The sequence below is a fragment of the Micromonospora sp. WMMD956 genome (assembly GCF_029626125.1).
In the GTDB taxonomy this organism is placed as follows: Bacteria; Actinomycetota; Actinomycetes; order Mycobacteriales; family Micromonosporaceae; genus Micromonospora; species Micromonospora carbonacea.
Map to the genome: position 1 here is coordinate 3,078,269 of NZ_JARUBI010000005.1, position 25,627 is coordinate 3,103,895.

Sequence of the window (25,627 nt, forward strand, 5' to 3'; positions counted from 1 at the left end):
GCACGGCTCTCCGAATCCTGGACGGTTGCTGCACCCGGCCACTGATACCTTCACGATCGACTGCGGTGCCTGACCCAGTTTCCTTGTCCGGGAGCTTTGGCTGAAGGTAAGCTGTGTCTGCCAGGGGCAGTAGCCTCTGGAAGTGGACCCGGCAGCCTTCCGGACGGTGGGTGGGCCGGGTTTCGCGCTTCCTAAGCTTGTCAGACCTGCCGCAACTCACTGATCATGTGCCGGATGGAACTTCTCTATCGTCCGCCTTTGGCCCAGCACCAAGCCAGCGCATCGGGAACGGCGAGCAGGCATTCTTCATGCGCTCGCATCTGTTCGTAGCGGAACGTGTCCGATATGCCCGCCCTTCTGACCTGCTCGAAGAGTAGGCGCTGATCGGCCAAGAAGGTCGAATCGTCTCGTTCCAGAATGAGGCGGGCAGCGTTGATCTTCGCGGAATGTTCCACAAGTTCGACTAGGCAGGCTTCGCGAGCTGCCCTGGCATTGGTGTGACGCTTGGCGTCGAACATGACAACTTGGGCGGAGAGCGTGTCGATGGCGTCGATGATCTGCCGTCGCCTGTCGTCTCGTTCTTTGTGGAAGTGGATTCGTCGCTGTCCGGGCAGTATGAGGCTGCGAATCGTCCGGCGGGCAGCGGTCAGGTCCGACGGGAGCACGGCGACGGCGACAACGAGGAGGCCCCGCTCCTTCGTCTCATCTACAAAGATGTGCCTGTTCACCGGGCCAGGCCTTTCCCTGCGTGGGCCGACAGGCTCGGTTCAGGCGTTGACGATGTCTCGGATCCTTTCCAGCTTTTGCCGAGGGGTCAGCCCCGCCAGGTTATCGGTGCCGAGGGCTTCAAGTTCTCCTCGAACGTCGCAGTCGTCAGGCTGAAGCACGGCATCGATCATTCGTGCCCGTGGTCCCCCATCGCGGTCGTAGATCCAAACCGTCTGCCACTGACGTGGCTCGGTATTCAGCTCTGCTCTGAGCCGGTCTGGCGGGAAGAAGCCGAAACCGGTCGTCCTGAGCGTCTCGGCGATTTCCGCCAGTACCCAACGGCCGAGCTTTCGGTAGCCAAGTTCGTCCCGTAACTCGCCGAGGGTGGCCTCCGTTAGTCCGCCGTTGGCCCGGCATCGGGCAGCAATGCCCGAAGCGATGTCCTCGCTCATGCTTCCTCCCCCATCGGCGCACCGCATTATGTTGGCGAGCTGCCAACAACATGTCAAGTTATGAAGGATGTCGTATTCTGGTAATGTGAATATAGTTCCAATGTCCGGTGCATACCGCGACCTTGGCCGGGTGGTCGAAGACCGTCAGCGCCGGTATGGGTCGGTAATCCCTTGGGGTCGGAGCGCGGGGGCGGCGAGTTCGCGCAGCGTGGCCGACGCGACGTAGTGCCTGCCGCGCGTCTGACCGTGCTGCTGAAGGAACCCCGCCCTCAGCAGGGCGCGAAGGTCACGAACTGCCTGGTCGTCGGTAAGGGCCTCGTCGCGCTGGTAGACGGTGCGGCGGACCCGACCGCCGGTCGCCGCGAGTTGCAGAGCGCTGACCACGCGCTCGGGGAGCCCGCCCTGACGGGCCCGGTCGTCGAGCAGTTCCCACAGACGGGCGGCCTGGTCGAGGCGCTGCCGGACCAACTGCGCCTGCTGGTGGTGGGCGCTCAGGCAGAACCTGATCCACGGCCCGGTGTCGTTGGCCGGCTGCCAGCTCGGACCACCCACCTCGGCCAGCACGTCGTAGTAGGCGTAGGTGTTCCGCCCGTTGCCCAGCCACTCCTCGATGGAGGAGAACTCGGGGGCCAGGACGCCGTCGCGGGCCAGGACCAGGGTGTGCAGGCACCGCGACATGCGCCCGTTCCCGTCGCGCCACGGATGGATCTTGACCAGGTTCAGGTGCGCCATTGACGCGCGCACCAGAAGCGGGCTGTCGGGCTCTCCGTCGGCGAGCCAGTCGACCAACTCGGAGACCAGGCCCGGCACCTCGTCGGCGTCGGGCCCCGTGTAGACGCGTCGGCCCGTGTGGGCCTCGTCGACGTAGATGTCACCGGGGCGGTACCGACCCGGCCACTTGGCCAGCTCGTTGCGCATCATCATGAAGTGCAGGGCGTTGAGGAGCATGTGATGCCAGGCGAACTCCCGGGAATGCCCCAGTTGCTGTACGTAGGTGAGGGCGTCCCGGTATCCGGTGATGAGGTCCCAGGTGCCCGGACTGGTCTCCATCGGGTCTTCCCCGGTCACCGCGGCTACGGCGTCGTCCAGGCCGACCTGATAGCCCTCGATCGAGTTGGACCCCTGGATGGCGTGGGCGATCAGGGACCTGCGCAGGTGCCTGATCCACCGGCGTGGCTCGGCGGCCTGATAGCGAAGAGCCTCCCGCATTGTCTCCAGCTCGGCTAGGACGCGGTGGTCCTCGCTGGTCAGCCTCGGCGTCGCGTACAGCATGCAGGAATCATGGAGGCGTTTCAGGCTGCGGGTGGTCAGGCGCCTTCGCGTACGTGTGCGGTCCAGTAGGTGAGGTCGGGGTGGTGCTCCGTGAGGACGACCGGCTCGCTGCTCGAACTGTCCTGGTACGACTTTCCCATCATCGCCCTGACCCGACGCCGGGCGTGGCCCTCCGAATCTTGGACAGTTGCTGCGAGGAGCTGACAGCAAGTGTCCAAGGTCTGGACGGCGCGGCCGGCCCGCGCCGCACCCGGGGTCGGGGTCGGGGTGAATCTTGGAAGATTCCGGCCCCCGGAGGGGCCTCATTCTTCCAAGATCTCCTCTTTGTGAGAGGCGCGGCGCGGGCTTCAACCCTTGCGTACGTGTGCGGTCCAGTAGGTGAGGTCGGAGTGGTGCTCCGTGAGGACGACCGGCTCGCCACAAGCCTCCCCGATCATCTTGGCCGCGTCGTCCAGGTGTGCCGGCTGGTGATCCCAGTCGTCGTCGCAGAACAGGTGCAGGCCGACCTCGCCCCGGTCGTCGCCGAGCGCCTCGGCTGCGTCGGGCGGCACCAGCACCACCGTGTAGCGGGCGGCTTCCCGCTCCGCCTCGGTGGGTGGCTCCGGCTCGTCCCGCCGTCGGCGGCGGAAGCGTTCGACCACGGACGGGATGGGGCCGGGCGAGTCCGCCGGATCGTACGGGCGAAGCCAGGTGGGAGGGGGCGGGGCGGGCCTTGCGCCGAGAGTGTCCACTTCGAGACTCCTTCGCGATCGATCGCATATTGCTTCTAAGAATCGCAATTTGCGACTATGATGGTTCGCGTAGGGTTCTGTGTCAATAGCTCTCGGTAAGGGGTTCGGTGGCGAAGCGGAGTGTGCCGTCGGTGGCCGGACGCGGGTTGAGTGGCGAGTTGCGGCAGCTGCGCCGAGCCAGGCGGCTGAAGGGGGCATCGGTGGCTGCCCAACTTGGTTGGCAGTCGTCGAAGCTCTCCCGGATCGAGACCGGCCAGCAGGGTGTTCGGGTGGAGGAGGTCGCCGCGCTGCTGACGGTCTACGGCGTCGTCGGGGAGGAGCGCGAGCGGTTGCTGACGATGGCTGAGCGATCCCGCGACAAGGGCTGGTGGGAGACTCACGGGACGGGTCTGACTGCTTGGTCGCGCACCTTCAACTTGTTCGAAGCCGAGGCGACGCGGATCGTGAGCTGGCAGCCGTTGCTGGTGCCGGGGTTGCTCCAGCTACCTGAGTACACCACCGCCCTGATGAAGGGCTGCAACGTCGATGCGGCGGAGGCGGAGACCCGCGTGGCTGCCCGGCTGGCGCGTCAGGCGATCCTCGCTCGGGACGAGCCGCCGGAGCTGCACATGATCATCGACGAGACCGCGCTGCGCCGGCCGCTCGGCGGTCATGAGGTGATGACTCGTCAGCTTCGACACCTCATCGAGATGTCCGAGCGGCCCAACCTCAGCCTCCAGGTGTTGCCCCTCGCGTGCGGCGGACACACCGGCCTGGATGGCGGGTTCGTCCTGTTCGATTTCCACCGTCATCCATCCGTGGTGCACTTGGAGCACAAGATCTCGGGCATCTTTCTGGAGGAACCTGATCAGGTGGCCGTGTTCCGCCAGGCGGTGGACGCCTTGGCTGCGGTCGCCCTGAGCCCAGCCGATTCGAAGGACATCGTCGCGCGGATCGCGGCGGAGCACGAGCGAGAGGGAGTCTCCGATGACGACGCCTGACCTTCGCGGAACGACGTGGCGCAAGTCGTCCCACAGCGGATCCGACAGTGATTGCGTGGAGGTGGCGGAGACGGCGCGGGCGGTGGGCGTACGCGACTCGAAGGACCCGACCGGGCCGGTGCTGGCCTTCGACCGGCGGGCCTGGACCGCCTTCGTCGCCGGCCTGCCGGGCCGGGCCTGACCGTCTGCGTGTGGGCCTGGTTTGTGCTCTCGGGCAGGTCCGTCCGGCGGCGACGCTCAGGTCGTGCTCATCGACCCCTCACCTCTTCGCGGAGCGCCTGGAGGGTGCGACGGCTGCGGACGTGGGTCCACTGCCCCCAGCCGTTGATGTCGTGGCCCACGCAGGCCTTGAGCGCGGGTGATGGCTTGGCAAAGGTGGACCCGTCGGGCAGCCTGATCTTCCCGTCCGCCGTGACGACGGCGCGATGAGTCAGACGCTTGCGTGTCTGCACGTGTTCGAGTTCGTCGCCCGGCTTCAGCAGCCCGGCCTTGACAAGGTCGGCGAGGTCGCCGGCACCCCGGGCAGCTGCCGCCACGGTGCCGGCATCGAGCTGCAACAACCTGCGAAGAACGTCGTTTTCGCGGTCGACGAACGGTCGCGCGTGTCGTTGCAGCAGGGCGTACACCTCGTCGTCGATCTCGATCCTGTGCATTGCCACTGCCCGCTCCTCTTGATCGACGGTCATCTGGTGGAGTGGAGGCCGGTGTGTGACATGAGAACGGTCACCAGGCCTGGGACGGAGGTGGAGGGGTTGCGGGCGGTCACCGGCTTCCCCAGGTGCAGGCGATCCAGCATGGCCGCCCTGCTGAATGCCTTCGCGCGGCCAGGCCGTAGGGCCTCGAAGTCCACCTGCTTGCCTCGCAGGCTGTATCCGCACGGGTGCTGTTCGAGCCGACGGGACGCCTCGCTGGTGGTCAGGTAGGCGGTGAGCTCCTCGTAGTGCAGGAGCAGGTAGACCTCGAAGCACGGATTCGAGATGGCGCACCTGATGTCGTGGCGTGCCGCCAACGCGAGCGCGGGAGCGAGCCGGGAGTGCGCGCGGGGAGCTTCCACGTCGAAGACACACCACACCTCGTCGTACTCGTCACCGTTGGCTGCGGCCCGGGCCGCTTCGGCCATGGCCTTCTCGACCACGCCGTACGGCTCACCCCGGCCCGAGAAGACCTCGACCCGGATCGTGCTGGCCGAAGCTCACGCCGTAACCCCTTGAAGTAGAGGGTTTCGGTGTTCTCGCCTTCGCAGCAGATCAGATAGGTCTTCCGCTCGTCGCGGCGACCTGGTCGACGTCGTAACGGCCTGCCGGCCCGAGTCATTGCCGGACGGTTCGAGAGCGGCACGGTTCGGTGGACATGCCCCTAACCTTACGCGCCCTAGCCTTAGGCATCAATGTCGGATGTTTCAGTGGTTAAAGTTTTCGCGGGGGTCAGGCCGCTCGCGTCGGCGGGACCAGGAGGTCCAGCAACTCGTGATCCAGGAAGGGCACCGCCCCGTAGCGGCCCTTCAGATACCTGCCCTCGACATCGTCGAGCCCCCCACGCACCCGAAACTCGCTGAGGGGATACAGCCGGGTTGCCCCGGAGCCGTCCTTCTCGGTGAGCCACACCTGGTCCCTGGCGAGCCGGATCTCGCGGTGGCGGCCGAGAAGGCCGACGTCGTGGCTGTTGAAGATGAGCTGAGCCCCATGAGGGTTGGTTTCCGGCTGATGGAACAGGCGGATCAGCGCGGCGGTGAGGAGTGGGTGCAGCTCGGTGCCCAGGTCGTCGACGGCCAGTAGACCGCCGACGTCGAGGGCTCGCACCGCCAGTTGCAGCAGATCGAACCAACTGCGCGTGCCTGCCGACTCCCACTGCCAGGGCAGGGTGGCCCTGCCGTTCTCGGTGGACGCGGAGTGCAGGAACTCGATCTGCGGCTCGAACGGCGCAGGCCCCCTGGTCGCATCGCTCTGGACGACCGCCGCGCCGACGATGCCCAGGTCTGCGAAGCGCAGTAGCGCAAGCATCCGCTCGTCCGGCAGGGTGTGCGGCGGACGCCGAGAAGGCGGCTCGTCTCCCGGCGCGATCATCTGCCGTGGGCTGAACCAGCGGTAGATGCGGCCGAGTTGGGCGTGGTTGTGGGTGGCGGCGGCGGAGAGGAACAGGCTGTTGGGCCGCACCGTCTCCGCGATCAGCTCACGTGGCCCCGTCAGGTGGTTGCCGAAGTGCAGGGAACTGCCCTCGCGTTCGAGGTAGACCTGCCGCCGCCCCTTGGGGAACGCGTACAGCCACTCCTGCTGGATCGCCTCGTCATCCAGTGCGAAGCCGAACTCGTATCTGACGTCGTCGACGACGAGGTCGAAGACGAACTCGCTCGGTCGGGTTCCGCTGTCGTCGTCGAGCCGGAACGGCCACCTGCCCGGGATCGGCTCCTCTGGCAGCCACCGCTGGTGGGAGAGGCGCACCGCGTCGCGGGCGAACCCCAAGGCCTTGATCACGTTGGATTTGCCGGAGGCGTTCGGCCCGAAGATGCCGGCGACGGGCAGGGCATCCAACTTCTCTCGCGGCACCGGGCGGGTGGCGAGGCCTGGATGCGGGTCGGTCGCCACGAGGCTCAACTCGGCCTCGTCCCGCAGCGAGGCGAAGTTGGTCACCCGGAAGCGTAGAAGCATCGCCCGCACCCCCAATCCACTAACAGTGGATACTTTACCTCCTCTCACCCCCCTGCGCGTCAGAAAGTGACGCTCAGGGCCTGCTGGTGGCCCATGGAGCCACGTGTCGTGGCTCACCGGAACGGCTCTGGGTAGGGTGCGGGCGGCTGTCGGCGCGTGCGACGTACGCTCGGAGGCGTGACGGTGAGCCGGGAGATCGACGACATCCTGCAACGCGGCGCGGACGGCGGGCGGATCACGCCCGAGGAGGCCCTGCTGCTCTACACCGAGGCGCCCTTCCACGCCCTCGGTGAGGCGGCCGACGCGGTGCGCCGGCGGCGCTACCCCGACAACATCGTCACCTACCTGATCGACCGCAACATCAACTACACGAACGTCTGCGTGACGGCGTGCAAGTTCTGCGCCTTCTACCGTGCGCCCAAGCACAAGGAGGGGTGGACCCACCCGACCGAGGAGATCCTGCGCCGCTGCGGCGAGGCGGTCGAGCTGGGCGCGACCCAGGTCATGCTCCAGGGCGGCCACCACCCCGACTACGGCGTGGAGTACTACGAGGAGCTGTTCTCCTCGGTCAAGCAGGCGTACCCGCAGCTCGCCATCCACTCCATCGGGCCGAGCGAGATCCTGCACATGGCCAAGGTCTCCGGCGTGAGCCTCGACGAGGCGATCGCGCGGATCAAGGCGGCCGGGCTCGACTCGATCGCCGGTGCCGGCGCGGAGATGCTGCCGGACCGGCCGCGTAAGGCGATCGCCCCGCTCAAGGAGTCCGGCGCGCGCTGGCTGGAGGTCATGGAGCTGGCCCACCGGCAGGGCCTGGAGTCGACCGCCACGATGATGATGGGCACCGGCGAGACGGCCGCCGAGCGGATCGAGCACCTGCGGATGATCCGCGACGTGCAGGACCGCACCAGGGGCTTCCGGGCGTTCATCCCGTGGACGTACCAGCCGGAGAACAACCACCTCAAGGGGCGCACCCAGGCGACGACGCTGGAATACCTGCGCCTGGTTGCGGTCTCCCGGCTCTTCTTCGAGACGGTGCCGCATCTTCAGGCGTCCTGGCTGACCACCGGCAAGGACGTCGGCCAGCTCGCCCTGCACATGGGCGTGGACGACCTCGGCTCGATCATGCTGGAGGAGAACGTGATCTCCTCGGCGGGCGCGCGGCACCGGTCCAACCTGCACGAGCTGATCGGCATGATCCGGTCGGCGGACCGCATCCCCGCCCAGCGGGACACCCTCTACCGCCGGCTCGCGGTGCACCACACCCCGGCCGACGACCCGACCGACGACCGGGTGGTCTCGCACTTCTCCTCGATCGCGCTGCCGGGCGGCGGGGTCGGGAAGACCCTGCCGCTGGTCGACGCCCGCTGACGGGAGGGCGATCCCCGGGCCGCACCCGGCCGTGACGCACGGTGTCGACGGCGGTCCGCAGCGTGACCGCCCGAAAGTCCCGTGACCGGTCGTCGGGAGGCCATTAGTGGTCGCCGTTCGGGGGACGCGCCTGGTTGCGGGCCCGCCCCACAAGCGGCGAATCCCGACAATCCCTGAAGGTGACCGAACGTATGGTCCGGGCATCGTCGGCGCGGGGGGTGGCGGCGTCGCCCAGCGGCCGATAACGTGCGGCGCGCACCCTCCGACGCAGGTCGGAGCGGGTCGGCCGAGGTGGAACGGCCGGCGGGCCACATCCTCCATCGGCCCATGAGGGCCGTTCACATAACGCACCGCAGCGAGGGCGGGATGGGCGACCATCCCGCCCTCACTGTCGGTACGGGCCGTGGTCGAAGCGGTGAACAACCCGTGCCGCCGCTGGCGCGAACGATCTACCTCGGATAACGTCCGCTCGATTCCGCAACCTCCCTCTTCCTGTCTCGGGGGATCAATGACCTCGTTCCACCGTTCGGCGCTGGCCCGTGTCGGCGCCGCGGCGCTGCTGGCCGCCGGTGGCCTCGCCACCGCCGCCGCCCCGGCGCAGGCGGCCGACCAGGCCGACCTGGCGCTCGTCCCGCTCAGCCAGAACCTGGCCCGGGGCGTGCAGGCGGCCAAGGCCAAGCCCTTCAAGTTCACCGTCGACAACACCCGCAGCTCGGCCGTGGCCCGCGACGTCCGGGTCACCGTGGAGACGAAGGGGCTGACCCAGCGGGTCGGCTTCGTCGTCCCGCAGGGCTGCGACGTCGCCGGCACCACGTTCACCTGCCTGCTCGGCGACCTGGCCGGGGGCACCACCGAGGACTTCGGCATCCCGCTGTTCAGCACGGGCCTCCGCGGCAAGGGCGGTTCGCTGAAGGTGACGATCACCTCGGCGACCGCCGACCCGAACGCCGACGACAACTCCGAGACCGTCGACATCACCGTGACCCGCCCCGGCTACGACCTCACCTCCTGGGTGCAGGACGGGTACGCCAATGTCGTGGTCGACGGCGCGCAGAACAGCGAGCCGGACCTCAAGCCGATCCCGCGCGGCGGCACCGCCCCGCTGGACTGGGCGGTCTACAACGACGGCAGCCGCCGGGCGACGGGCATCTTCTACATGCTCACCCTGCCGGCGAAGGTCAGCTTCGCGAAGCTCCCCGACAACTGCGTCGAGCAGGAGATCGGCGGGCTGGCCCAGGCGCTCTGCGAGGACGCGGGCGCGGTGGTGAAGCCGGGCGAGTACTACACCGACGACGTGCAGGTGAAGGTCGCCGAGGACGCGGCCGAGCCGGTCCTGCGCCCGGGCGAGCTGTTCGCGTACGGGCTGGACGGGGCGGAGGGCGAGCCCGAGGAGGAGCCGCGCGTCGCCTCCTCGGCGCAGCGTCGCGCCTTCGCCGAGACGGACGAGGTCGACAACCAGGCCGTCTTCGACGTGTTCGTGGACCTGTCGGCCCAGCCCACCCCCACGCCGACCCCGACCGGTGAGCCGAGCGCCACGCCGACCGCGTCGCCCTCCGGCGGGCCGGGCGTCACCCCCTCGCCGAGCAGCAGCGGTGGCGGCGGCGGGCTGCCGGTGACCGGTGTGCAGGCCGGCCTGATCGGTGGCGTCGGCGCGGCCGTGCTGCTGGCCGGCGGCGTGCTGCTCATGCTGGCCCGCCGTCGCCGGGTGGTGCTGGTCACGCCGGGCGACGAGAAGTCGACCGACTGACCCGGGGCACGACAGCCGGTCAGCGACCGGGCACGACGGTACGGGCGGGGTGGGCGACCACCCCGCCCGTACCGCGTCCGGGCGGCGGCTGGCAGAGTGGAGGGGTGAGCCGTACCCCGCAGGGCCAGCGCGCCAGCCTGGACAAGCAGCCGCACGAGGTCGCCGCGATGTTCGACGGGGTGGCGGCCCGCTATGACCTGACCAACACGGTCCTCTCCTTCGGGCAGGACCGCTCGTGGCGGCGGGCCACCCGGGCGGCCCTGGGGCTCGGCCCCGGCGACCGGGTGCTGGACGTGGGCGCGGGCACCGGCGTCTCCACGGAGGAGCTGTCCCAGCCCGGCGCGTACGCGGTCGGCGTCGACCTCTCCCTCGGCATGCTGCACGCCGGCAAGCGGTCCCGCCCGACGGTGCCGCTGCTGGCCGGTGACGCGCTGCGGCTGCCCTTCGCCGACGCCAGCTTCGACGCGGTGACCATCTCCTTCGCGCTGCGCAACGTGTCGGACACCGACGCCGCCCTGCGCGAGCTGGCCCGGGTCACCCGGCCCGGCGGCCGGCTGGTGGTCTGCGAGTTCAGCACGCCGGTCAACCCCGCCTTCCGGACGATCTACCTGTCGTACCTGATGCGGTCGTTGCCGGCGGTGGCCCGCACGGTGGCGAGCAACCCGGAGGCGTACGTCTACCTGGCCGAGTCGATCCGGGCGTGGCCGGACCAGCCGGCCCTGGCCGGGCGGATCGGCGCGACCGGCTGGGAGCGGGTGGCGTGGCGCAACCTCACGGGCGGCGTCGTGGCGCTGCACCGCGCGACCCGCCGCGCCTGACCCGAGTCGCCCACACCTTTCCCAATTGTGCGGAAATAGTCCACTTTGCCGCTTAGGCTCGCGGCATGACCGGAGCAGATCAGGCGGGCGGCGTGTCGCCCGACGACGACGCGGCGGAGCTGGTCGCGCAGCTCCGGGACCTCGCCGGGGCCGATCCCGCCGACGTGCGCCGCGTGGTCGCCGAGGTGCTGGCCGCGCTCGACCGGGTGGCCGGCGGCGCGCTGCGCGAACACCTACCCGAGTCGATCCGGGCCGACGCCGGACTGGACGCCGTGGCCGATGCCGGGCTGAACGTCACCGTTCCCGTCCCGCGCTGACGACCGAAGTGGACCTTGGTGGCCCTCACCTCGGCAAGTTAGGGCCACCTAACCGGGCGCGCGTGTCACGTCGGTCATAGACTCCACCCGACTGGCTTGTGAAGCATTTCACGAGCATGGGGAGGAGGCGCAGATGACCGCGGTGGAGAACGACGCCGACGTGATCGTCGTGGGCGCCGGTCCCGGCGGCTCGGCGACGGCGTACCACCTGGCTCGGCACGGCGTGCGGGTGCTGCTGCTGGAGAAGACCGAGTTCCCCCGGGAGAAGGTCTGCGGCGACGGGCTGACCCCGCGCGCGGTCCGGCAGCTCATCCGGATGGGCGTGGACACCTCGACCGAGGCGGGCTGGCTGCACAACCGGGGCCTGCGGGTGATCGGCGGCGGCGTCCGGCTGGAGCTGGACTGGCCCGACCTGGCCAGCTTCCCCAACTACGGGCTGGTCCGCACCCGGCTCGACTTCGACGACCTGCTCGCCCAGCGCGCCGTCTCGGCCGGGGCGAAGCTGCGCACCAGCGTCAACGTGACCGGCCCGGTGCTCGACGCCGACGACCGGGTGATCGGCGTGGTGGCCGAGGTGGGCCCGGAGAAGGAGCCCGCCACCTTCCGCGCGCCGCTGGTGGTCGCGGCCGACGGCGTCTCCGGCCGATTCCCGCTCGCCCTCGGGCTGGCCAAGCGCGAGGACCGGCCGATCGGCGTGGCCGTCCGGCGCTACTACCGCTCGCCCGCCAAGCACGACGACGACTACCTGGAGTCGTGGCTGGAGCTGCGCGGCAAGGGCAACGGCGAGCTGCTGCCCGGCTACGGCTGGATCTTCGGCCTCGGCGACGGGCGGGTCAACGCCGGCCTGGGCATCCTCAACTCCTCCACCGCCTTCGGCAAGACCAACTACCGGCGGCTGCTCACCGACTGGCTGGCCAACACCCCCGAGGAGTGGGGGCTGACCGACGAGACGAACGCCGAGGGGCCGATCCTCGGCGCGGCGCTGCCGATGGGCTTCAACCGGGTGCCGCACTACACCCGGGGCGTCCTGCTGGTCGGCGACTCCGGCGGCATGGTCAACCCGTTCAACGGCGAGGGCATCGCCTACGCGATGGAGTCCGGCGAGCTGGCCGCCGAGGTCGCGGTGCAGGCCCTCGCCCGGCCGGCCGGCACCGAGCGGGAGCGGGCGCTACAGGCCTACCCGCAGGAGCTGAAGGCCCGCTTCGGCGGCTACTACCGGCTCGGCGGCATCTTCGTGAAGCTGATCGGCCGTCCGGAGATCATGCGGGTCGCCACGAAGCACGGCATGCCGCACCCCGCCCTCATGCGCTTCGTGCTCAAGCTGCTGGCCAACCTGACCGACCCGCGCGGCGGGGACGCGATGGACCGGGTCATCAACGCGATGACGAAGGCGGCACCCGCCGTGTGAGCCATCGGGCCGAGGTCGACGAGGACACCGGCCAGGCAGAGATCGACCCCCGCCGACAGCCGTCGTGAGGGACGTGAATAGTGTGATTTTGGCCCACCACCGCCGAGGGCAGGGAAGGACGAGCAGGAGACCACGATGACGCTCTCGCCTTACGCACCCATTATCGGGCTGTTCGCCCTCGCCGCGGCGTTCTCGCTGTTCTCCGTGGCCGCCGCCCGCTTCGCCGGCCCCCGCCGTTACAACAAGGCGAAGCTCGAGGCGTACGAGTGCGGCATCGAGCCCAGCCCGCAGCCCGTCGGGGGCGGCCGGTTCCCGATCAAGTTCTACCTGACGGCGATGCTCTTCATCGTCTTCGACATCGAGATCATCTTCCTCTACCCCTGGGCGGTCTCGTTCGACGCCCTGCCGATCTTCGGCTTCGTGGAGATGGTCCTGTTCATCGTCGCGGTCTTCGTCGCGTACGCCTACGTGTGGCGGCGCGGCGGCCTGGACTGGGACTGAGGGAGGTACGTCAGATGGGTATCGAGGAGAAGCTTCCCGCCGGCGTCCTGCTCACCTCCGTGGAGAAGCTGGTCAACTGGTCGCGGAAGTCGTCCGTCTGGGGCGCCACCTTCGGCCTGGCCTGCTGCGCCATCGAGATGATGGCCGCCGGTGGCCCGCACTACGACATGGGCCGCTGGGGCATGGAGGTGTTCCGCGCCTCGCCCCGCCAGGCGGACCTGATGATCGTCGCCGGCCGGGTGAGCCAGAAGATGGCCCCGGTCCTGCGCCAGATCTACGACCAGATGGCCGAGCCCCGCTGGGTGCTCTCGATGGGCGTCTGCGCCAGCAGCGGCGGCATGTTCAACAACTACGCCATCGTGCAGGGCGTCGACCACATCGTCCCGGTCGACATGTACCTCCCGGGCTGCCCGCCCCGGCCGGAGATGCTCATCGACGCGATCCTCAAGCTCCGCGAGAAGATCATGTATGAGCCGCTGGGCCCGAACGGCCGCAAGATGCTCCAGGCCCGCCAGGAGCGCGGCGACGTCCCCGTCGTGCCGTACGGCTCGATGCCCTCGTCGTACCGCAACGACAAGGCCCGCCGCGCCGAGTGGACCCGGGCGGTCCGCGAGGGGCGCGAGGAGCAGCTGCGGATCGAGAACTGGATGAACGCGCAGAACCACCTCCACCCGCACGGGGGCCCCAAGTGAGCGCGAGGAGTGCAGCGGAGCGGAGCCCCGCAGTCGCGATCGGAGGGCAGGCACAGTGACCGCACCGAACGACAGGAACAGCACCGGCGGTCTGCCCGTGCCGGTGACGCCGGCCGGCGCCAGCAGCGGCGCGCCGGCCGAGCACCCGCCGTCGAGCCCGGCCGGGCGCGGCATGTTCGGCACCCACGGCACCGGCGACGTCTCCGGCTTCGGCGGCCTGGTCCGCCGGCAGCAGCCGATCGAGGAGACCCCCCGGCCCTACGGGGGCTACTTCGACGAGGTCCGCGACGCGCTGGAGGAGGCGTACCCGGACTTCGGCGACGCGATCGAGAAGGTCGTGGTCGACCGGGGCGAGCTGACCCTGCACGTGCGCCCGGAGCGCATCGCCGAGGTCTGCCAGGTGCTGCGCGACGACCTCGCGCTCCGCTTCGAGCTGTGCTCCTCGGTGTCCGGCGTCGACTACCTGGGCGCGGACGAGCGCCGGCTGCACGTGGTCTACCAGCTCACCTCGATGACCTACCGCCGCCGGCTGCGGCTGGAGGCCGCGGTCTCCGCCGAGGCCCCGCACCTGCCGAGCGTCACCGCCGTCTACCCGACCGCCGACTGGCAGGAGCGGGAGGCGTACGACATGTTCGGCATCGTCTTCGACGGCCACCCCAACCTGACCCGGATCCTCATGCCGGACGACTGGGAGGGGCACCCGCAGCGCAAGGACTACCCGCTCGGCGGCGTGCCCGTCGAGTACAAGGGCGCGGAGATCCCGCCGCCGGACCGACGGAGGTCGTACCAGTGACGACGTCGAACTACGCCACCGAGCGCGAGACGACCGAGGGCAAGGTCTTCACCGTCACCGGTGGGGACTGGGACCAGGTGGTCTCCGGCACGGACCCGATCAACGACGAGCGGATCGTCGTCAACATGGGTCCGCAGCACCCGTCGACGCACGGCGTGCTCCGGCTGATCCTGGAGCTGGAGGGCGAGACCGTCCGGGAGGCCCGGTCGGTCGTCGGCTACCTGCACACCGGCATCGAGAAGAACCTCGAATACCGCAACTGGGTGCAGGGTTCGACGTTCGTGACCCGGATGGACTACCTCTCCCCGATCTTCAACGAGACGGCCTACAGCCTCGCGGTGGAGAAGCTGCTCGGCATCACCGACGACGTGACCGAGCGGGCCACCACGATCCGGGTCCTGATGATGGAGCTCAACCGGATCTCGTCGCACCTGGTCTGGCTGGCCACCACCGGCATGGAGCTGGGCGCGATCTCGATCATGCTGTACGGCTTCCGCGAGCGGGAGTACATCCTCGACATCTTCGAGACCATCACCGGCCTGCGGATGAACCACGCGTACGTCCGGCCGGGCGGCGTGGCGCAGGACGTCCCGGACGACGCGATCCGCAAGATCCGCGACTTCCTGAAGATGATGCCGAAGAAGCTCAAGGAGTACGAGGACCTCCTCTCCGGCCAGCCGATCTGGACCGAGCGCACCAAGCACGTGGCGGTGCTCGACGTGACGGGCTGCCTGGCGCTGGGCGTCACCGGCCCCGTGCTGCGCTCCGCCGGCCTCGCCTGGGACCTGCGCAAGACGATGCCCTACTGCGGCTACGAGTCCTACGAGTTCGACGTGCCCACCCACCCGGACGGCGACGTCTGGGGCCGCTACCTGGTGCGGGTCGCCGAGATCCGGGAGTCGCTGAAGCTCGTCGAGCAGGCGCTCGACCGGCTCAGGCCGGGCCCGGTGATGGTGGCCGACAAGAAGATCGCCTGGCCGGCGCAGCTCGCCATCGGCGTCGACGGCATGGGCAACTCGCTGGAGCACGTCGCCAAGATCATGGGCCAGTCGATGGAGTCCCTGATCCACCACTTCAAGCTCGTCACCGAGGGCTTCCGGGTCCCGCCCGGCCAGGTGTACGTCGGCATCGAGTCGCCCCGGGGCGAGCTGGGCGTGCACGCGGTCTCCGACGGCGGCACCCGGCCCTACCGGGTGCACTACCGGGAGCCGAGCTTCGTCAACCTCCAGGCCCTCCCGGCGATGGCCGAGGGCGGCCTGATCGCCGACGTGATCGCCGGCGGCGCCTCGCTGGACCCCGTGATGGGTGGTTGTGACCGATGACGACTTTCACTGACGAGACGCGGGAGCGGGCGCGCGAGATCATCGCCCGCTACCCGGCCGACCGGTCCCGGTCGGCGCTGCTGCCGCTGCTGCACCTGGTGCAGTCGGAGGAGGGGTACGTCTCCCCGGCCGGCGTCGAGTTCTGCGCCGAGGTGCTCGGCCTGAACAAGGCCCAGGTCGGCGCGGTCGCCACCTTCTACACGATGTACAAGCGCCGGCCGACCGGTGACTACCTGGTCAGCGTCTGCACCAACACGATGTGCAACGTGCTGGGCGGGCAGGAGGTCTACGACACCCTCGCCGAGCACCTGGGCGTCGGGCACGACGAGACCACCGCCGACGGCAAGGTCACCCTGGAGCACGCCGAGTGTCTCGCGGCCTGCGACTACGGCCCCGTCATGACGGTCAACTACGACTTCTTCGACGGCGTCGACCCGCAGACCGCGGTCGGGGTGGTCGAGGAGCTGCGGGCCGGCGGCCGGCCGATGCCGACCCGGGGCGCGCGGCTCTGCACGCTCAAGGAGATGTCGGTGCAGCTCGCCGGCTTCGCCGACGAGCGCGAGGGCGCGGTCGCCGACGGCGGCCCGGGCGAGCCCACCCTGCGGGGCCTGCGGCTGGCCGAGCAGCACGGCATCTCGGTGCCGGGCTACGACCCGAACACCCCGATCCGGAGCAAGGCCGAGGCCGACCGGGCCGCCGCCGAGGCGAAGGCGAAGGCGGACGCCGAGAAGGCGAAGGCCGAGGCCGACAAGGCCGCTGCCGAGGCGAAGGCCCAGGCGGACGCCGAGAAGGCGAAGGCCGCGAAGCCGGCTCCGGCAGCCGAGCCCGCGCCGGCCGCGCCCGGCGTGGCGGTGCCGGTCGACGGGGCGCCCCCGGTCCCGCGCGACGCCCAGCAGGCCCAGGCCGCGGGCGCCGCCGCGAACCCGCCGGCCGGCGACCGCAAGCCCGCCGGCGACGACGCCGAAGCCCAGGAGCGCTCCCTCAAGGAAGCGGAGGCCCAGCAGTGACGACTCCCCGGCCGGAGACCCTGGCCAAGCTCACCCCCGTGCTCACCAAGCGTTGGCTGTCGCCGGACGCCTGGCGGATCGGCACCTACGAGAAGCTCGACGGCTACGCCGCCCTGCGCAAGGCGCTCAAGGCGCACCCGGACGACCTGATCCAGCTCATCAAGGACTCCGGGCTGCGCGGTCGCGGCGGCGCGGGCTTCCCGACCGGCCTGAAGTGGGGCTTCATCCCGCAGGGCGACGGCAAGCCGCACTACCTGGTGGTCAACGCCGACGAGGGCGAGCCGGGCACCTGCAAGGACCTGCCGCTGATGACCCACGACCCGCACTCGCTGGTCGAGGGCGTGATCATCGGGTCGTACGCGATCCGGGCCAGCCGGGCGTACATCTACATCCGGGGCGAGGCGGTGCACGCCGCGCGCCGGCTGCGCAGCGCCGTCCAGGAGGCGTACGCCAAGGGCTACCTCGGGCGCAACATCCTCGGCTCCGGATTCGACCTGGACCTGGTGGTGCACTCGGGCGCGGGGGCGTACATCTGCGGCGAGGAGACCGCGCTGCTGGACTCGCTGGAGGGCTTCCGGGGCCAGCCCCGGCTGCGCCCGCCGTTCCCGGCGACCCACGGCCTCTACGCCAGCCCCACCGTGGTCAACAACGTCGGCACCATCGCCAGCGTGCCGTACATCGTGCTCGGCGGGGCCGACTGGTGGAAGACCATGGGCACGGAGAAGTCGTCCGGACCGATGATCTACTCGCTCTCCGGCCGGGTCGCCAACCCCGGCCAGTACGAGTGCACGATGGGCGTCACGCTGCGCGAGCTGCTGGAGCTGGCCGGCGGGATGCAGCCGGGCCACAACCTGCGGTTCTGGACCCCGGGCGGCTCGTCCACCCCGCTGCTCACCGCCGAGCACCTGGACGTGCCGCTGGACTTCGAGGGGGTGGCGGCGGCCGGCTCGATCCTGGGCACCACGGCCACCCAGCTCTTCTCCGACCAGGACTGCCCGGTCTACGCGACCTACCGGTGGCTGGAGTTCTACCACCACGAGTCGTGCGGCAAGTGCACCCCGTGCCGCGAGGGCAACTACTGGATGGTCCGGGTCTACCGGCGGATCCTCGCCGGCCAGGGCACCCACGAGGACCTGGACACCCTGCTCGACACCTGCGACAACATCCTCGGCCGCTCGTTCTGCGGCCTGGGTGACGGTGCGACCAGCTCGGTGACCTCGTCGCTGAAGTACTTCAAGCAGGACTACCTCGACTACATCGAGGGACGTACCGCGCCGAAGCTGTCGGACAAGCAGCTGGTGGGAGCGCACTGATGACCGACGTAGCCAAGCAGACCGAGACCGTCACGCTCACCATCGACGGCGTCGAGGTCACCGCACCCAAGGGCGCGCTGCTGATCCGGGTCGCCGAGCAGTTGGGCACCGAGATCCCGCGCTTCTGCGACCACCCGCTGCTGGCCCCGGCCGGCGCGTGCCGGCAGTGCCTGGTCGAGGTGGAGGGCCAGCGCAAGCCGGTGGCCTCCTGCACCCAGACCGTCGCCGAGGGCATGGTGGTGCGCACCCAGCTCACCTCGCCGGTCGCCAAGAAGGCGCAGGAGGGGGTCATGGAGCTGCTGCTCATGAACCACCCCCTCGACTGCCCGATGTGTGACAAGGGCGGCGAGTGCCCGCTACAGAACCAGGCGATGTCCACCGGCCGCACGGACTCCCGGTTCCACGAGCACAAGCGGGAATACCCCAAGCCGCTGCCGATCAGCACCCAGGTGCTGCTCGACCGCGAGCGCTGCGTGCTCTGCCAGCGCTGCACCCGGTTCTCCGAGGAGATCGCGGGCGACAAGTTCATCGACCTGATGGGCCGGTCGTCCGCCGAGGAGATCAACATCTACCGGGACGAGGAGTACGGCGCGGAGGCCGGCGAGGACAGCGGCGACGTCCCGTTCAACTCCTACTTCTCCGGCAACACCGTGCAGATCTGCCCGGTGGGCGCGCTGACCGGCGCGCAGTACCGGTTCCGGGCCCGCCCGTTCGACCTGGTCTCCAGCCCCAGCGTCTGCGAGCACTGCTCGGCCGGCTGCGCGCAGCGCACCGACTGGCGGCGGGGCAAGGTGCTGCGCCGGCTGGCCGGCGACGACCCGCAGGTCAACGAGGAGTGGAACTGCGACAAGGGCCGCTGGGGCTTCCAGTACACCCGCGCGTTCGACCGGATCACCAACCCGCTCGTGCGCGACGCCGAGACCGGTGAGCTGCGCGAGGCGTCGTGGAGCGAGGCGCTGACCGTCGCCGCCGAGGGGCTGGCCGCGGCCCGGGACTCCGCCCGGGGCACGGCGGTGCTGACCGGCGGCCGGCTCACCGTCGAGGACGCCTACGCGTACGCGAAGTTCGCCCGGGTCGCCCTGCGCACCAACGACATCGACTTCCGGGCCCGGCCGGTCTCCCGTGAGGAGTCCGACTTCCTGGCCAGCTCGGTCGCCGGGCGCACCGACGTCACCTACGCGGACGTGGAGAACGCCCCCGCCGTGGTGCTCGTCGGCCTGGAGCCGGAGGAGGAGTGCCCGATCCTCTTCCTGCGGCTGCGCAAGGCGTACCTGAAGAAGAAGCTGACGGTGTACGCGATCGCGCCGTTCGCCACGCGCGGCCTGGAGAAGCTCGGGGCCAAGCTGGCCCGGGTGGTGCCGGGCGAGGAGGCGAGCGTGCTCGCCGAGCACGCCACGGTGGCCGAGGCGCTGAGCACCCCCGGCGCGATCCTGATCGTCGGCGAGCGGCTGGGCGAGGTGCCCGGCGGCCTGTCGGCGGCGGCGGACGTGGCCCGGCGTACGGGCGCGAAGCTGGCCTGGGTGCCGCGGCGCGCGGGCGACCGGGGCGCGGTCGACGCGGGCTGCCTGCCCAACCTGCTCCCCGGCGGCCGTCCGGTCACCGAGCCGGCCGCGCGGGCCGAGCTGGGCGAGGCGTGGGACATCCCGGCCGGCGTGATCCCGAGCCAGGCCGGCCGGGACACCGACGCCATCCTCTCGGCGGCGGCGGGCGGTCAGCTCGGCGCGCTGGTGGTGGCCGGCGTCGACCCGGCCGACCTGGCCGACCCCCGGCTGGCCGAGCAGGCCCTGGACGCGGTGCCGTTCCTGGTCAGCCTGGAGCTGCGGATGAGCGCGGTGGCCCGCCGGGCCGACGTGGTCCTCCCGGTCGCCCCGGTGGTCGAGAAGGCCGGCAGCTTCCTGGACTGGGAGGGCCGCCTGCGGCCCTTCGAGGCGGTCCTGCACACCGCCGCGATGACCGACGGCCGGGTGCTCGACGCCCTCGCCGCGCTGCTCGACGTGCAGCTCGGCACCGGCGACGTGCTCAGCGTCCGCCGCGAGCTGGGCAGCCTGCCGCCGACCCGGGCCGACCGGCCGTCCACGCCGTCGGTGCAGCCGGCCACGGTGCCGCAGCCCGGTGCCGGGGAGGCCGTGCTGGCCACCTGGCACCAGCTCGTCGACCTGGGCAGCCTGACCGACGGCGACGAGCACCTCGGCGGCACGGCCCGCCCGCCGGTGGCCCGGCTGGGCAAGGGCACCGCGGAGGCCCTCGGCGTCGCCGACGGCGACCCGGTGACGGTGGGCACCGACCGTGGGGCGATCACCCTGCCGGCGGCGATCACCGAGATGCCCGACGGCGTCGTCTGGCTGCCGACCAACTCACCCGGCTCCACCGTCCGGCGCGGCCTCGGCGCGACGTCCGGCACGGTGGTACGGATCAGCGCGCCCGCCGCGACCGCCCCGGTCGCCGCCGACGTCGCCGGCCGCCCGGGTCCCCTCCTCAACTCCGGGGGTGTTTCCCAGTGAACGCGGTCTACCTCGCGCAGGACCCGACGCTGGCCGACTTCGGCAAGGACCCGTGGTGGCTGGTCCTGATCAAGGTCCTGTTCGCCTTCGTCTTCGGCCTGCTGGCCACGCTGCTCGGCGTGTGGTTCGAGCGGCGGGTCGTCGGCTACATGCAGGTGCGGCCCGGCCCCAACCAGGTCGGCCCGTTCGGCCTGCTTCAGACCCTCGCCGACGGCCTGAAGATGGCCTTCAAGGAGGACATCCTCCCGAAGGCGGCGGACAAGGTCGTCTACTTCTTCGCGCCGGTCATCTCGGTGGTCTGCGCGGTCACCGCGCTGTCGGTGATCCCCTTCGGCCCGATGGTGAGCATCTTCGGTCACCGGACGCCGTTGCAGGTCACCGACGTGCCGGTGGCGGTGCTGGTGCTGCTGGCCTGCTCGTCGCTGGCCGTCTACGGCATCGTGCTCGGCGGCTGGGCCTCCGGCTCGACGTACCCGCTGCTCGGCGGCCTGCGCTCCAGCGCCCAGATGATCTCCTACGAGGTCGCGATGGGGCTGAGCATCGTGGCGGTGTTCATGACCGCCGGGACGATGTCGACCAGCGGGATCGTCGCCGCCCAGGGCGACGCCACCCGGTTCACCGTCGCCGGCGTCGAGGTGCCGGCCCCCGGCTGGTACGCGATCCTGCTGCTGCCGAGCTTCATCATCTTCTTCATCGCCACCGTCGGTGAGACCAACCGGGCGCCGTTCGACCTCCCCGAGGCCGAGTCGGAGCTGGTCGCCGGCTTCATGACGGAGTACAGCTCGCTGAAGTTCGCGCTCTTCATGCTCAGCGAGTACGTGGCGATGGTGACCATGTCCGCGGTCACCACGACGCTGTTCCTCGGCGGCTGGCGGGCCCCCTGGCCGATCACGCTGTGGGCGGACGCCAACACCGGCTGGTGGCCGATGCTCTGGTTCTTCGGCAAGGTGCTGGCGCTGGTCTTCGTCTTCGTCTGGCTGCGGGGCACCCTGCCCCGGCTCCGCTACGACCAGTTCATGCGGTTCGGCTGGAAGGTGCTGCTGCCGATCAACCTGGTCTGGATCCTGGTCCTGGCCGGCCTGCGCTCGATCGAGGGCTGGCAGACCCGGGACCGGCTGCTCGCCACGGGCCTCGGCGCGGGCGTGCTGCTGCTGGTGACGCTGCTGTGGCCGAGCCGCAAGAAGGAGCCGCAGCCGACGCTCCAGGAGCAGGTCAACAGCCGTCCGCACGGCAGCTTCCCGCTGCCACCGATGGACCTGCAAGTGCCACCGAGCCCGCGCACCAAGCGCGTGGTCGCCGAGCGGGAGCCGGCCAACGTCGCCGCCGGCTCGGACTCCAGGGAGGTGTGACGTGGGCGCGATCACCGGAACGTTCAAGGGCTTCGGGGTCACCTTCTCGCACATGTTCAGGAAGGTCGTCACGACCGACTACCCGTTCAAGCCGCCGGTCTCGGCGCCGCGCTACCACGGGCGGCACATCCTCAACCGGCACCCGGACGGCCTGGAGAAGTGCATCGGCTGCGAGCTGTGCGCCTGGGCCTGCCCGGCCGACGCGATCTACGTCGAGGGCGGGGACAACACCGAGGAGAACCGACTGTCTCCGGGTGAGCGGCACGCGTCGATCTACCAGATCAACTACGCCCGCTGCATCTTCTGCGGGCTCTGCATCGAGGCCTGCCCGACCCGGTCGCTCACCATGAGCAACGAGTACGAGCTGGCCCGGGACAACCGGCAGGACCTGATCTTCACGAAGGAGCAGCTGCTCGCGCCGCTGCTGCCGGGCATGGAGCAGCCGCCGCACCCGATGCGGCTCGGCGACAGCGAGAAGGACTACTACGTCGGCGCGCTCAGCAACCCGGGCACCTCCGCCGGGGCCGAGCACGCGGCGAACAGCCCCGGTCGCTACCAGGTCGAGGAGCACCCCGGGGTGACCTTCCCCGGCGCCGAGCAGCAGGCCCAGCGGGCGGCGGCGGGCAAGGGGGACGAGGCATGACCACGCAGACGGTGCTCGCCGCGGCGGGCGGGGTCTCCGGCGGCGAGGAGGTCACCTTCTGGATCCTCGCCCCGCTGGCGCTGCTCGGCGCGATCGGCATGATCGCGGCCCGCAACGCCGTGCACTCGGCGCTCTGGCTGGTGCTGACGATGCTCTGCCTGGGCGTGTTCTACGTCCTCCAGGCCGGGCCGTTCATCGGCATGGTGCAGATCATCGTCTACACCGGCGCGATCATGATGCTCTTCCTGTTCGTGCTGATGCTGGTCGGCCGGGACTCCTCGGACTCGCTGATCGAGACCCTGCGCGGCCAGCGGGTCGCCGCCGTGGTGCTCGGCCTCGGCTTCGCCGGCCTGGTCGGCGGCGGCCTCTACCGGGGCCTCGGCGGCGTCTCGGCGGTCGGCCTGGAGCAGGCCAACGCCGAGGGCAACGTGCAGGGCATCGCCCGGCTGCTGTTCACCAAGTACGTCTTCGCCTTCGAGCTGACCTCGGCGCTGCTGATCACCGCAGCGGTCGGCGCGATGGTGCTGGCGCACATCGAGCGGCGTCGGGAGGACAAGATGGACCAGATCGCCACCATGAAGGCCCGCTTCGCCCCGGGCAACTACCCCGGCCCGAAGCCCGGCCCGGGTGTCTTCGCCACCTCGTCCTCGGTGGCCACGCCGGCCCGCCTGCCCGACGGCCGGCTGACCGAGCGCAGCATCCCGGAGATCCTGCCGGCCCGGGAGCTGACCGCCGAGGAGACCACGTTGAAGGGGACGGACCGGTGACCCCGGACTACTATCTCGTGCTCGCCGCGGTGCTGTTCACCATCGGTGCGGTGGGGGTGCTCGTCCGCCGGAACGCGATCGTGCTGTTCATGTGCGTCGAGCTGATGCTGAACGCGGCCAACCTGACCCTGGTCACCTTCAGCCGGATCAACGGTGACCTGAACGGCCAGATCATGTCGTTCTTCGTGATGGTGGTGGCCGCGGCGGAGGTCGTGGTCGGCCTCGCGATCATCATGTCCATCTTCCGGACCCGGCGCTCGGCCAGCGTCGACGACGCCAACCTGCTGAAGTACTAAGGGGCCCTGCGGTGGGAACGATTCTGATGAACGCCCCGGCTGAGCCGGCAGGTGAAGTCGCCTACGCTGCGGCGAGCGGCCTGCTGGGCAGCTTCTGGCTGCTGGTGGCGATCCCGCTGGCCAGCGCGGCGGTCCTGCTGCTGCTGGGTCGGCGGGCCGACCGGTGGGGGCACTGGCTCGGGGTGGCCGCGATCGGGGCCGCCTTCGTGCTCGGCCTGACCTATTTCTTCCAGCTCCGCGGCCTGGAGAACAAGTCGGCGGAGCTGAGCCTGTGGGACTTCATCGCCGTCGGTGACCTGCACGTGGACTTCGGCCTGCTGTTCGACCCGCTGGCCGCGGTCTTCGTCCTGCTGATCACCGGGGTGGGCTTCCTGATCCACCTGTACGCGGTCGAGTACATGGCGCACGACGAGGGGCGGCGGCGGTTCTTCGCCTACTTCAACCTCTTCGTCGCCGCGATGCTCCTGCTGGTGCTCGGCAACAACTACGTGATGCTCTACTTCGGCTGGGAGGGCGTCGGCCTGGCGTCGTACCTGCTGATCTCCTTCTGGTACGGCCGGCCGAGCGCGGCCACCGCCGGCAAGAAGGCGTTCCTGATGAACCGGGTCGGCGACGCCGGCCTGGCCATCGGCATCTTCATCATGTTCGCCACCCTCGGCACCACGCAGTACGACGAGGTGTTCAACGGCGTCGGCTCGCTGACCGGCACCACGGTGCTGGTGCTCGGCCTGCTGCTGCTGCTCGGCGCGGCCGGCAAGTCCGGCCAGTTCCCGCTCCAGGCGTGGCTGCCGGACGCGATGGAGGGCCCGACCCCGGTGTCGGCGCTCATCCACGCCGCCACCATGGTCACCGCCGGCGTCTACCTGATCGCCCGGTCGAACCCGGTCTTCTCGGCCAACTCGACGCTCCAGCTCGTGGTGGTCAGCGTCGGCGCGCTGACCCTGCTGCTCGGCTGCATCATCGGCGCGGCCAAGGACGACATCAAGCGGGTGCTCGCCTGGTCGACGGTCAGCCAGATCGGCTACATGTTCCTCGGCGTCGGCCTCGGCGGCGGGGCGTACGCCCTGGCGATCATCCACCTGCTCGCGCACGGCTTCTTCAAGGCCAACATGTTCCTCGGCGCCGGCTCGGTCATGCACGGCATGAACGACCAGGTGGACATCCGCCGCTTCGGCGGGCTGTCGAAGTACATGAAGGTCACCTGGATCACGTTCATGATGGGCTGGCTGGCCATCATCGGCCTGCCGCCGCTGTCCGGCTACTTCTCCAAGGAGCCGATCATCGTCGCCGCCTTCACGCGGGACGACTGGACGGCGTGGCTGTTCGGCGGCGCGGCGCTGCTCGGCGCGGGGCTCACCGCGTTCTACATGACCCGGCTGTTCGTCCTCACCTTCCACGGCCCGAAGCGGTGGACCGAGGACATCGAGCACCCGCACGAGTCGCCGAAGCTGATGACGATCCCGCTGATCCTGCTGGCGATCGGCTCGGTGGTCGCCGGTGGCCTGATGGTGTGGAACGACGGCCTGGCCTCCTGGCTGACGCCGGTGCTCGGCGAGGCCGGCGAGGAGCACCACGCCGTGCTGTCGCACACGGTGATCACGATCCTGTCGCTGGTCGTCACGATCGCCGGGGCCGGGCTCGCCTGGTCGCTGTTCCGCAACGGCACGGCCACCGAGCCGCAGCCGGCGGGTGTGCTGGTCACCGCCGCCCGGCGCAACCTCTACACCGACGCCTTCAACGAGGCGGTCTTCGAGAAGCCGGGGATCTTCCTCACCCGGGCGCTGGTCTTCCTCGACAACCGGGGCGTCGACGGGCTGGTCAACGGCCTCGCCGCCGCCGTGGGCGGGGGCTCCGGCCGACTCCGGCGGCTGCAGACCGGCTTCGTCCGGTCGTACGCGACGTCCATCCTGACCGGCGCGCTGCTGGTGGTGGCGGCGTTCCTGGCCGTGCAGGCGGGGTGGCTGGCGTGATCGACCTCTCTACGGCCGCCCCCGCCG

General features: G+C 70.2%; 26 protein-coding genes. 19 read left to right on the top strand and 7 right to left on the bottom strand.

The window, feature by feature from the left end; all coding sequences use genetic code 11:
* Positions 1–245 precede the first annotated feature (245 nt).
* The 4 genes from O7628_RS14215 to O7628_RS14230 form a co-directional block, all read right to left on the bottom strand.
* The gene (locus O7628_RS14215) at positions 246–728 is read right to left on the bottom strand and encodes a hypothetical protein (RefSeq protein ID WP_278130986.1); all 483 of its coding nucleotides are present in this window, start codon (positions 726–728) and stop codon (positions 246–248) included.
* A 39-nt stretch (positions 729–767) separates the two neighbouring features.
* Complete coding sequence (locus O7628_RS14220) at positions 768–1,160, bottom strand: hypothetical protein (RefSeq protein WP_278130988.1); 393 nt, start codon at positions 1,158–1,160, stop codon at positions 768–770.
* A gap of 144 nt (positions 1,161–1,304) precedes the next feature.
* On the bottom strand, positions 1,305–2,432 hold the full coding sequence (locus tag O7628_RS14225) for a Fic family protein (RefSeq protein WP_278130990.1): 1,128 nt from the start codon (positions 2,430–2,432) through the stop codon (positions 1,305–1,307).
* A 347-nt stretch (positions 2,433–2,779) separates the two neighbouring features.
* Positions 2,780–3,073 (bottom strand): hypothetical protein, encoded by a 294-nt coding sequence (locus tag O7628_RS14230; RefSeq protein ID WP_278130991.1) that lies wholly within the window; start codon positions 3,071–3,073, stop codon positions 2,780–2,782.
* 221 nt (positions 3,074–3,294) lie between these two features.
* On the opposite strand from O7628_RS14230, the gene O7628_RS14235 reads away from it, so the two are divergent.
* Positions 3,295–4,143, top strand: a complete 849-nt coding sequence (locus O7628_RS14235; RefSeq protein WP_278136309.1) for a helix-turn-helix transcriptional regulator — start codon at positions 3,295–3,297, stop codon at positions 4,141–4,143.
* The gene (locus tag O7628_RS14240) at positions 4,130–4,324 is read left to right on the top strand and encodes a DUF397 domain-containing protein (RefSeq protein WP_278130993.1); all 195 of its coding nucleotides are present in this window, start codon (positions 4,130–4,132) and stop codon (positions 4,322–4,324) included. The genes O7628_RS14235 and O7628_RS14240 overlap by 14 nt, the downstream gene beginning before the upstream one ends.
* Before the next feature lie 67 nt (positions 4,325–4,391).
* Here the strand turns inward: O7628_RS14240 and O7628_RS14245 are convergent, their stop codons facing one another.
* The 3 genes from O7628_RS14245 to O7628_RS14255 form a co-directional block, all read right to left on the bottom strand.
* Positions 4,392–4,829 (bottom strand): hypothetical protein, encoded by a 438-nt coding sequence (locus O7628_RS14245; RefSeq protein ID WP_278130994.1) that lies wholly within the window; start codon positions 4,827–4,829, stop codon positions 4,392–4,394.
* A complete protein-coding gene (locus O7628_RS14250; RefSeq protein ID WP_278136310.1) occupies positions 4,826–5,320 on the bottom strand; it encodes an RloB family protein in 495 nt (164 codons plus the stop codon). The genes O7628_RS14245 and O7628_RS14250 overlap by 4 nt, the downstream gene beginning before the upstream one ends.
* A 247-nt stretch (positions 5,321–5,567) precedes the next feature.
* The gene (locus tag O7628_RS14255; protein ID WP_278130996.1) at positions 5,568–6,770 is read right to left on the bottom strand and encodes an ATP-binding protein; all 1,203 of its coding nucleotides are present in this window, start codon (positions 6,768–6,770) and stop codon (positions 5,568–5,570) included.
* Between the two features lie 195 nt (positions 6,771–6,965).
* Here O7628_RS14255 and mqnC point away from each other — a divergent pair, with 195 nt between their 5' ends.
* The 17 genes from mqnC to nuoL all read left to right on the top strand — a co-directional run bounded on the left by mqnC (position 6,966) and on the right by nuoL (position 25,600).
* The gene (mqnC, locus tag O7628_RS14260; protein WP_278130998.1) at positions 6,966–8,156 is read left to right on the top strand and encodes a cyclic dehypoxanthinyl futalosine synthase; all 1,191 of its coding nucleotides are present in this window, start codon (positions 6,966–6,968) and stop codon (positions 8,154–8,156) included.
* Between the two features lie 508 nt (positions 8,157–8,664).
* Positions 8,665–9,903 carry a cell wall anchor protein gene (locus O7628_RS14265; RefSeq protein ID WP_278131000.1) on the top strand — a complete coding sequence of 413 codons (1,239 nt, stop codon included), beginning with the start codon at positions 8,665–8,667 and terminating at the stop codon, positions 9,901–9,903.
* 104 nt (positions 9,904–10,007) lie between these two features.
* Positions 10,008–10,721 carry a demethylmenaquinone methyltransferase gene (locus O7628_RS14270; RefSeq protein WP_278131002.1) on the top strand — a complete coding sequence of 238 codons (714 nt, stop codon included), beginning with the start codon at positions 10,008–10,010 and terminating at the stop codon, positions 10,719–10,721.
* Positions 10,722–10,786: 65 nt separating this feature from the next.
* A complete protein-coding gene (locus O7628_RS14275) occupies positions 10,787–11,038 on the top strand; it encodes a hypothetical protein (protein WP_278131004.1) in 252 nt (83 codons plus the stop codon).
* Between the two features lie 133 nt (positions 11,039–11,171).
* A complete protein-coding gene (locus tag O7628_RS14280; RefSeq protein ID WP_278131005.1) occupies positions 11,172–12,446 on the top strand; it encodes a geranylgeranyl reductase family protein in 1,275 nt (424 codons plus the stop codon).
* A gap of 135 nt (positions 12,447–12,581) precedes the next feature.
* Entirely contained in the window at positions 12,582–12,947 is a 366-nt protein-coding gene (locus O7628_RS14285) for an NADH-quinone oxidoreductase subunit A (RefSeq protein ID WP_043961418.1), read from the top strand.
* A 14-nt stretch (positions 12,948–12,961) separates the two neighbouring features.
* A complete protein-coding gene (locus O7628_RS14290) occupies positions 12,962–13,639 on the top strand; it encodes an NADH-quinone oxidoreductase subunit B (RefSeq protein WP_007074124.1) in 678 nt (225 codons plus the stop codon).
* Between the two features lie 55 nt (positions 13,640–13,694).
* Positions 13,695–14,432 (top strand): NADH-quinone oxidoreductase subunit C, encoded by a 738-nt coding sequence (locus tag O7628_RS14295; RefSeq protein ID WP_278131010.1) that lies wholly within the window; start codon positions 13,695–13,697, stop codon positions 14,430–14,432.
* Positions 14,429–15,754: an NADH-quinone oxidoreductase subunit D gene (locus O7628_RS14300; RefSeq protein ID WP_278131012.1), complete on the top strand. Its 1,326-nt coding sequence runs from the start codon at positions 14,429–14,431 to the stop codon at positions 15,752–15,754. Before O7628_RS14295 ends, O7628_RS14300 begins: the two co-directional genes overlap by 4 nt.
* On the top strand, positions 15,751–16,761 hold the full coding sequence (nuoE, locus tag O7628_RS14305) for an NADH-quinone oxidoreductase subunit NuoE (protein ID WP_278131014.1): 1,011 nt from the start codon (positions 15,751–15,753) through the stop codon (positions 16,759–16,761). Before O7628_RS14300 ends, nuoE begins: the two co-directional genes overlap by 4 nt.
* Complete coding sequence (gene nuoF / locus O7628_RS14310; protein ID WP_043961427.1) at positions 16,758–18,074, top strand: NADH-quinone oxidoreductase subunit NuoF; 1,317 nt, start codon at positions 16,758–16,760, stop codon at positions 18,072–18,074. Before nuoE ends, nuoF begins: the two co-directional genes overlap by 4 nt.
* The gene (locus O7628_RS14315) at positions 18,074–20,575 is read left to right on the top strand and encodes an NADH-quinone oxidoreductase subunit G (protein ID WP_278131018.1); all 2,502 of its coding nucleotides are present in this window, start codon (positions 18,074–18,076) and stop codon (positions 20,573–20,575) included. The genes nuoF and O7628_RS14315 overlap by 1 nt, the downstream gene beginning before the upstream one ends.
* Positions 20,572–21,924 carry an NADH-quinone oxidoreductase subunit NuoH gene (gene nuoH, locus O7628_RS14320; protein WP_278131020.1) on the top strand — a complete coding sequence of 451 codons (1,353 nt, stop codon included), beginning with the start codon at positions 20,572–20,574 and terminating at the stop codon, positions 21,922–21,924. The genes O7628_RS14315 and nuoH overlap by 4 nt, the downstream gene beginning before the upstream one ends.
* A 1-nt stretch (position 21,925) precedes the next feature.
* Entirely contained in the window at positions 21,926–22,567 is a 642-nt protein-coding gene (gene nuoI / locus O7628_RS14325) for an NADH-quinone oxidoreductase subunit NuoI (RefSeq protein ID WP_074475428.1), read from the top strand.
* A complete protein-coding gene (locus tag O7628_RS14330; protein ID WP_278131023.1) occupies positions 22,564–23,334 on the top strand; it encodes an NADH-quinone oxidoreductase subunit J in 771 nt (256 codons plus the stop codon). The genes nuoI and O7628_RS14330 overlap by 4 nt, the downstream gene beginning before the upstream one ends.
* Positions 23,331–23,630, top strand: coding sequence for an NADH-quinone oxidoreductase subunit NuoK (gene nuoK, locus O7628_RS14335; RefSeq protein WP_007074133.1), 300 nt, complete (start codon positions 23,331–23,333; stop codon positions 23,628–23,630). Before O7628_RS14330 ends, nuoK begins: the two co-directional genes overlap by 4 nt.
* 26 nt (positions 23,631–23,656) lie before the next feature.
* Positions 23,657–25,600, top strand: coding sequence for an NADH-quinone oxidoreductase subunit L (gene nuoL, locus O7628_RS14340; protein WP_178067032.1), 1,944 nt, complete (start codon positions 23,657–23,659; stop codon positions 25,598–25,600).
* Positions 25,601–25,627: the final 27 nt, after the last annotated feature.

What these genes read in the sequence shown, in the direction of transcription:
- O7628_RS14265 (WP_278131000.1), top strand. Translation starts at nt 8,665, where the DNA reads ATGACCTCGTTCCACCGTTCGGCGCTGGCCCGTGTCGGCGCCGCGGCG.
- O7628_RS14275 (WP_278131004.1), top strand. Translation starts at nt 10,787, where the DNA reads ATGACCGGAGCAGATCAGGCGGGCGGCGTGTCGCCCGACGACGACGCG.
- O7628_RS14330 (WP_278131023.1), top strand. Translation starts at nt 22,564, where the DNA reads ATGACCACGCAGACGGTGCTCGCCGCGGCGGGCGGGGTCTCCGGCGGC.
- nuoE (WP_278131014.1), top strand. Translation starts at nt 15,751, where the DNA reads ATGACGACTTTCACTGACGAGACGCGGGAGCGGGCGCGCGAGATCATC.
- O7628_RS14280 (WP_278131005.1), top strand. Translation starts at nt 11,172, where the DNA reads ATGACCGCGGTGGAGAACGACGCCGACGTGATCGTCGTGGGCGCCGGT.
- O7628_RS14240 (WP_278130993.1), top strand. Translation starts at nt 4,130, where the DNA reads ATGACGACGCCTGACCTTCGCGGAACGACGTGGCGCAAGTCGTCCCAC.
- O7628_RS14290 (WP_007074124.1), top strand. Translation starts at nt 12,962, where the DNA reads ATGGGTATCGAGGAGAAGCTTCCCGCCGGCGTCCTGCTCACCTCCGTG.
- nuoL (WP_178067032.1), top strand. Translation starts at nt 23,657, where the DNA reads ATGAACGCCCCGGCTGAGCCGGCAGGTGAAGTCGCCTACGCTGCGGCG.
- O7628_RS14315 (WP_278131018.1), top strand. Translation starts at nt 18,074, where the DNA reads ATGACCGACGTAGCCAAGCAGACCGAGACCGTCACGCTCACCATCGAC.
- O7628_RS14220 (WP_278130988.1), bottom strand. Translation starts at nt 1,160, where the DNA reads ATGAGCGAGGACATCGCTTCGGGCATTGCTGCCCGATGCCGGGCCAAC.
- O7628_RS14245 (WP_278130994.1), bottom strand. Translation starts at nt 4,829, where the DNA reads ATGACCGTCGATCAAGAGGAGCGGGCAGTGGCAATGCACAGGATCGAG.
- O7628_RS14285 (WP_043961418.1), top strand. Translation starts at nt 12,582, where the DNA reads ATGACGCTCTCGCCTTACGCACCCATTATCGGGCTGTTCGCCCTCGCC.
- O7628_RS14225 (WP_278130990.1), bottom strand. Translation starts at nt 2,432, where the DNA reads ATGCTGTACGCGACGCCGAGGCTGACCAGCGAGGACCACCGCGTCCTA.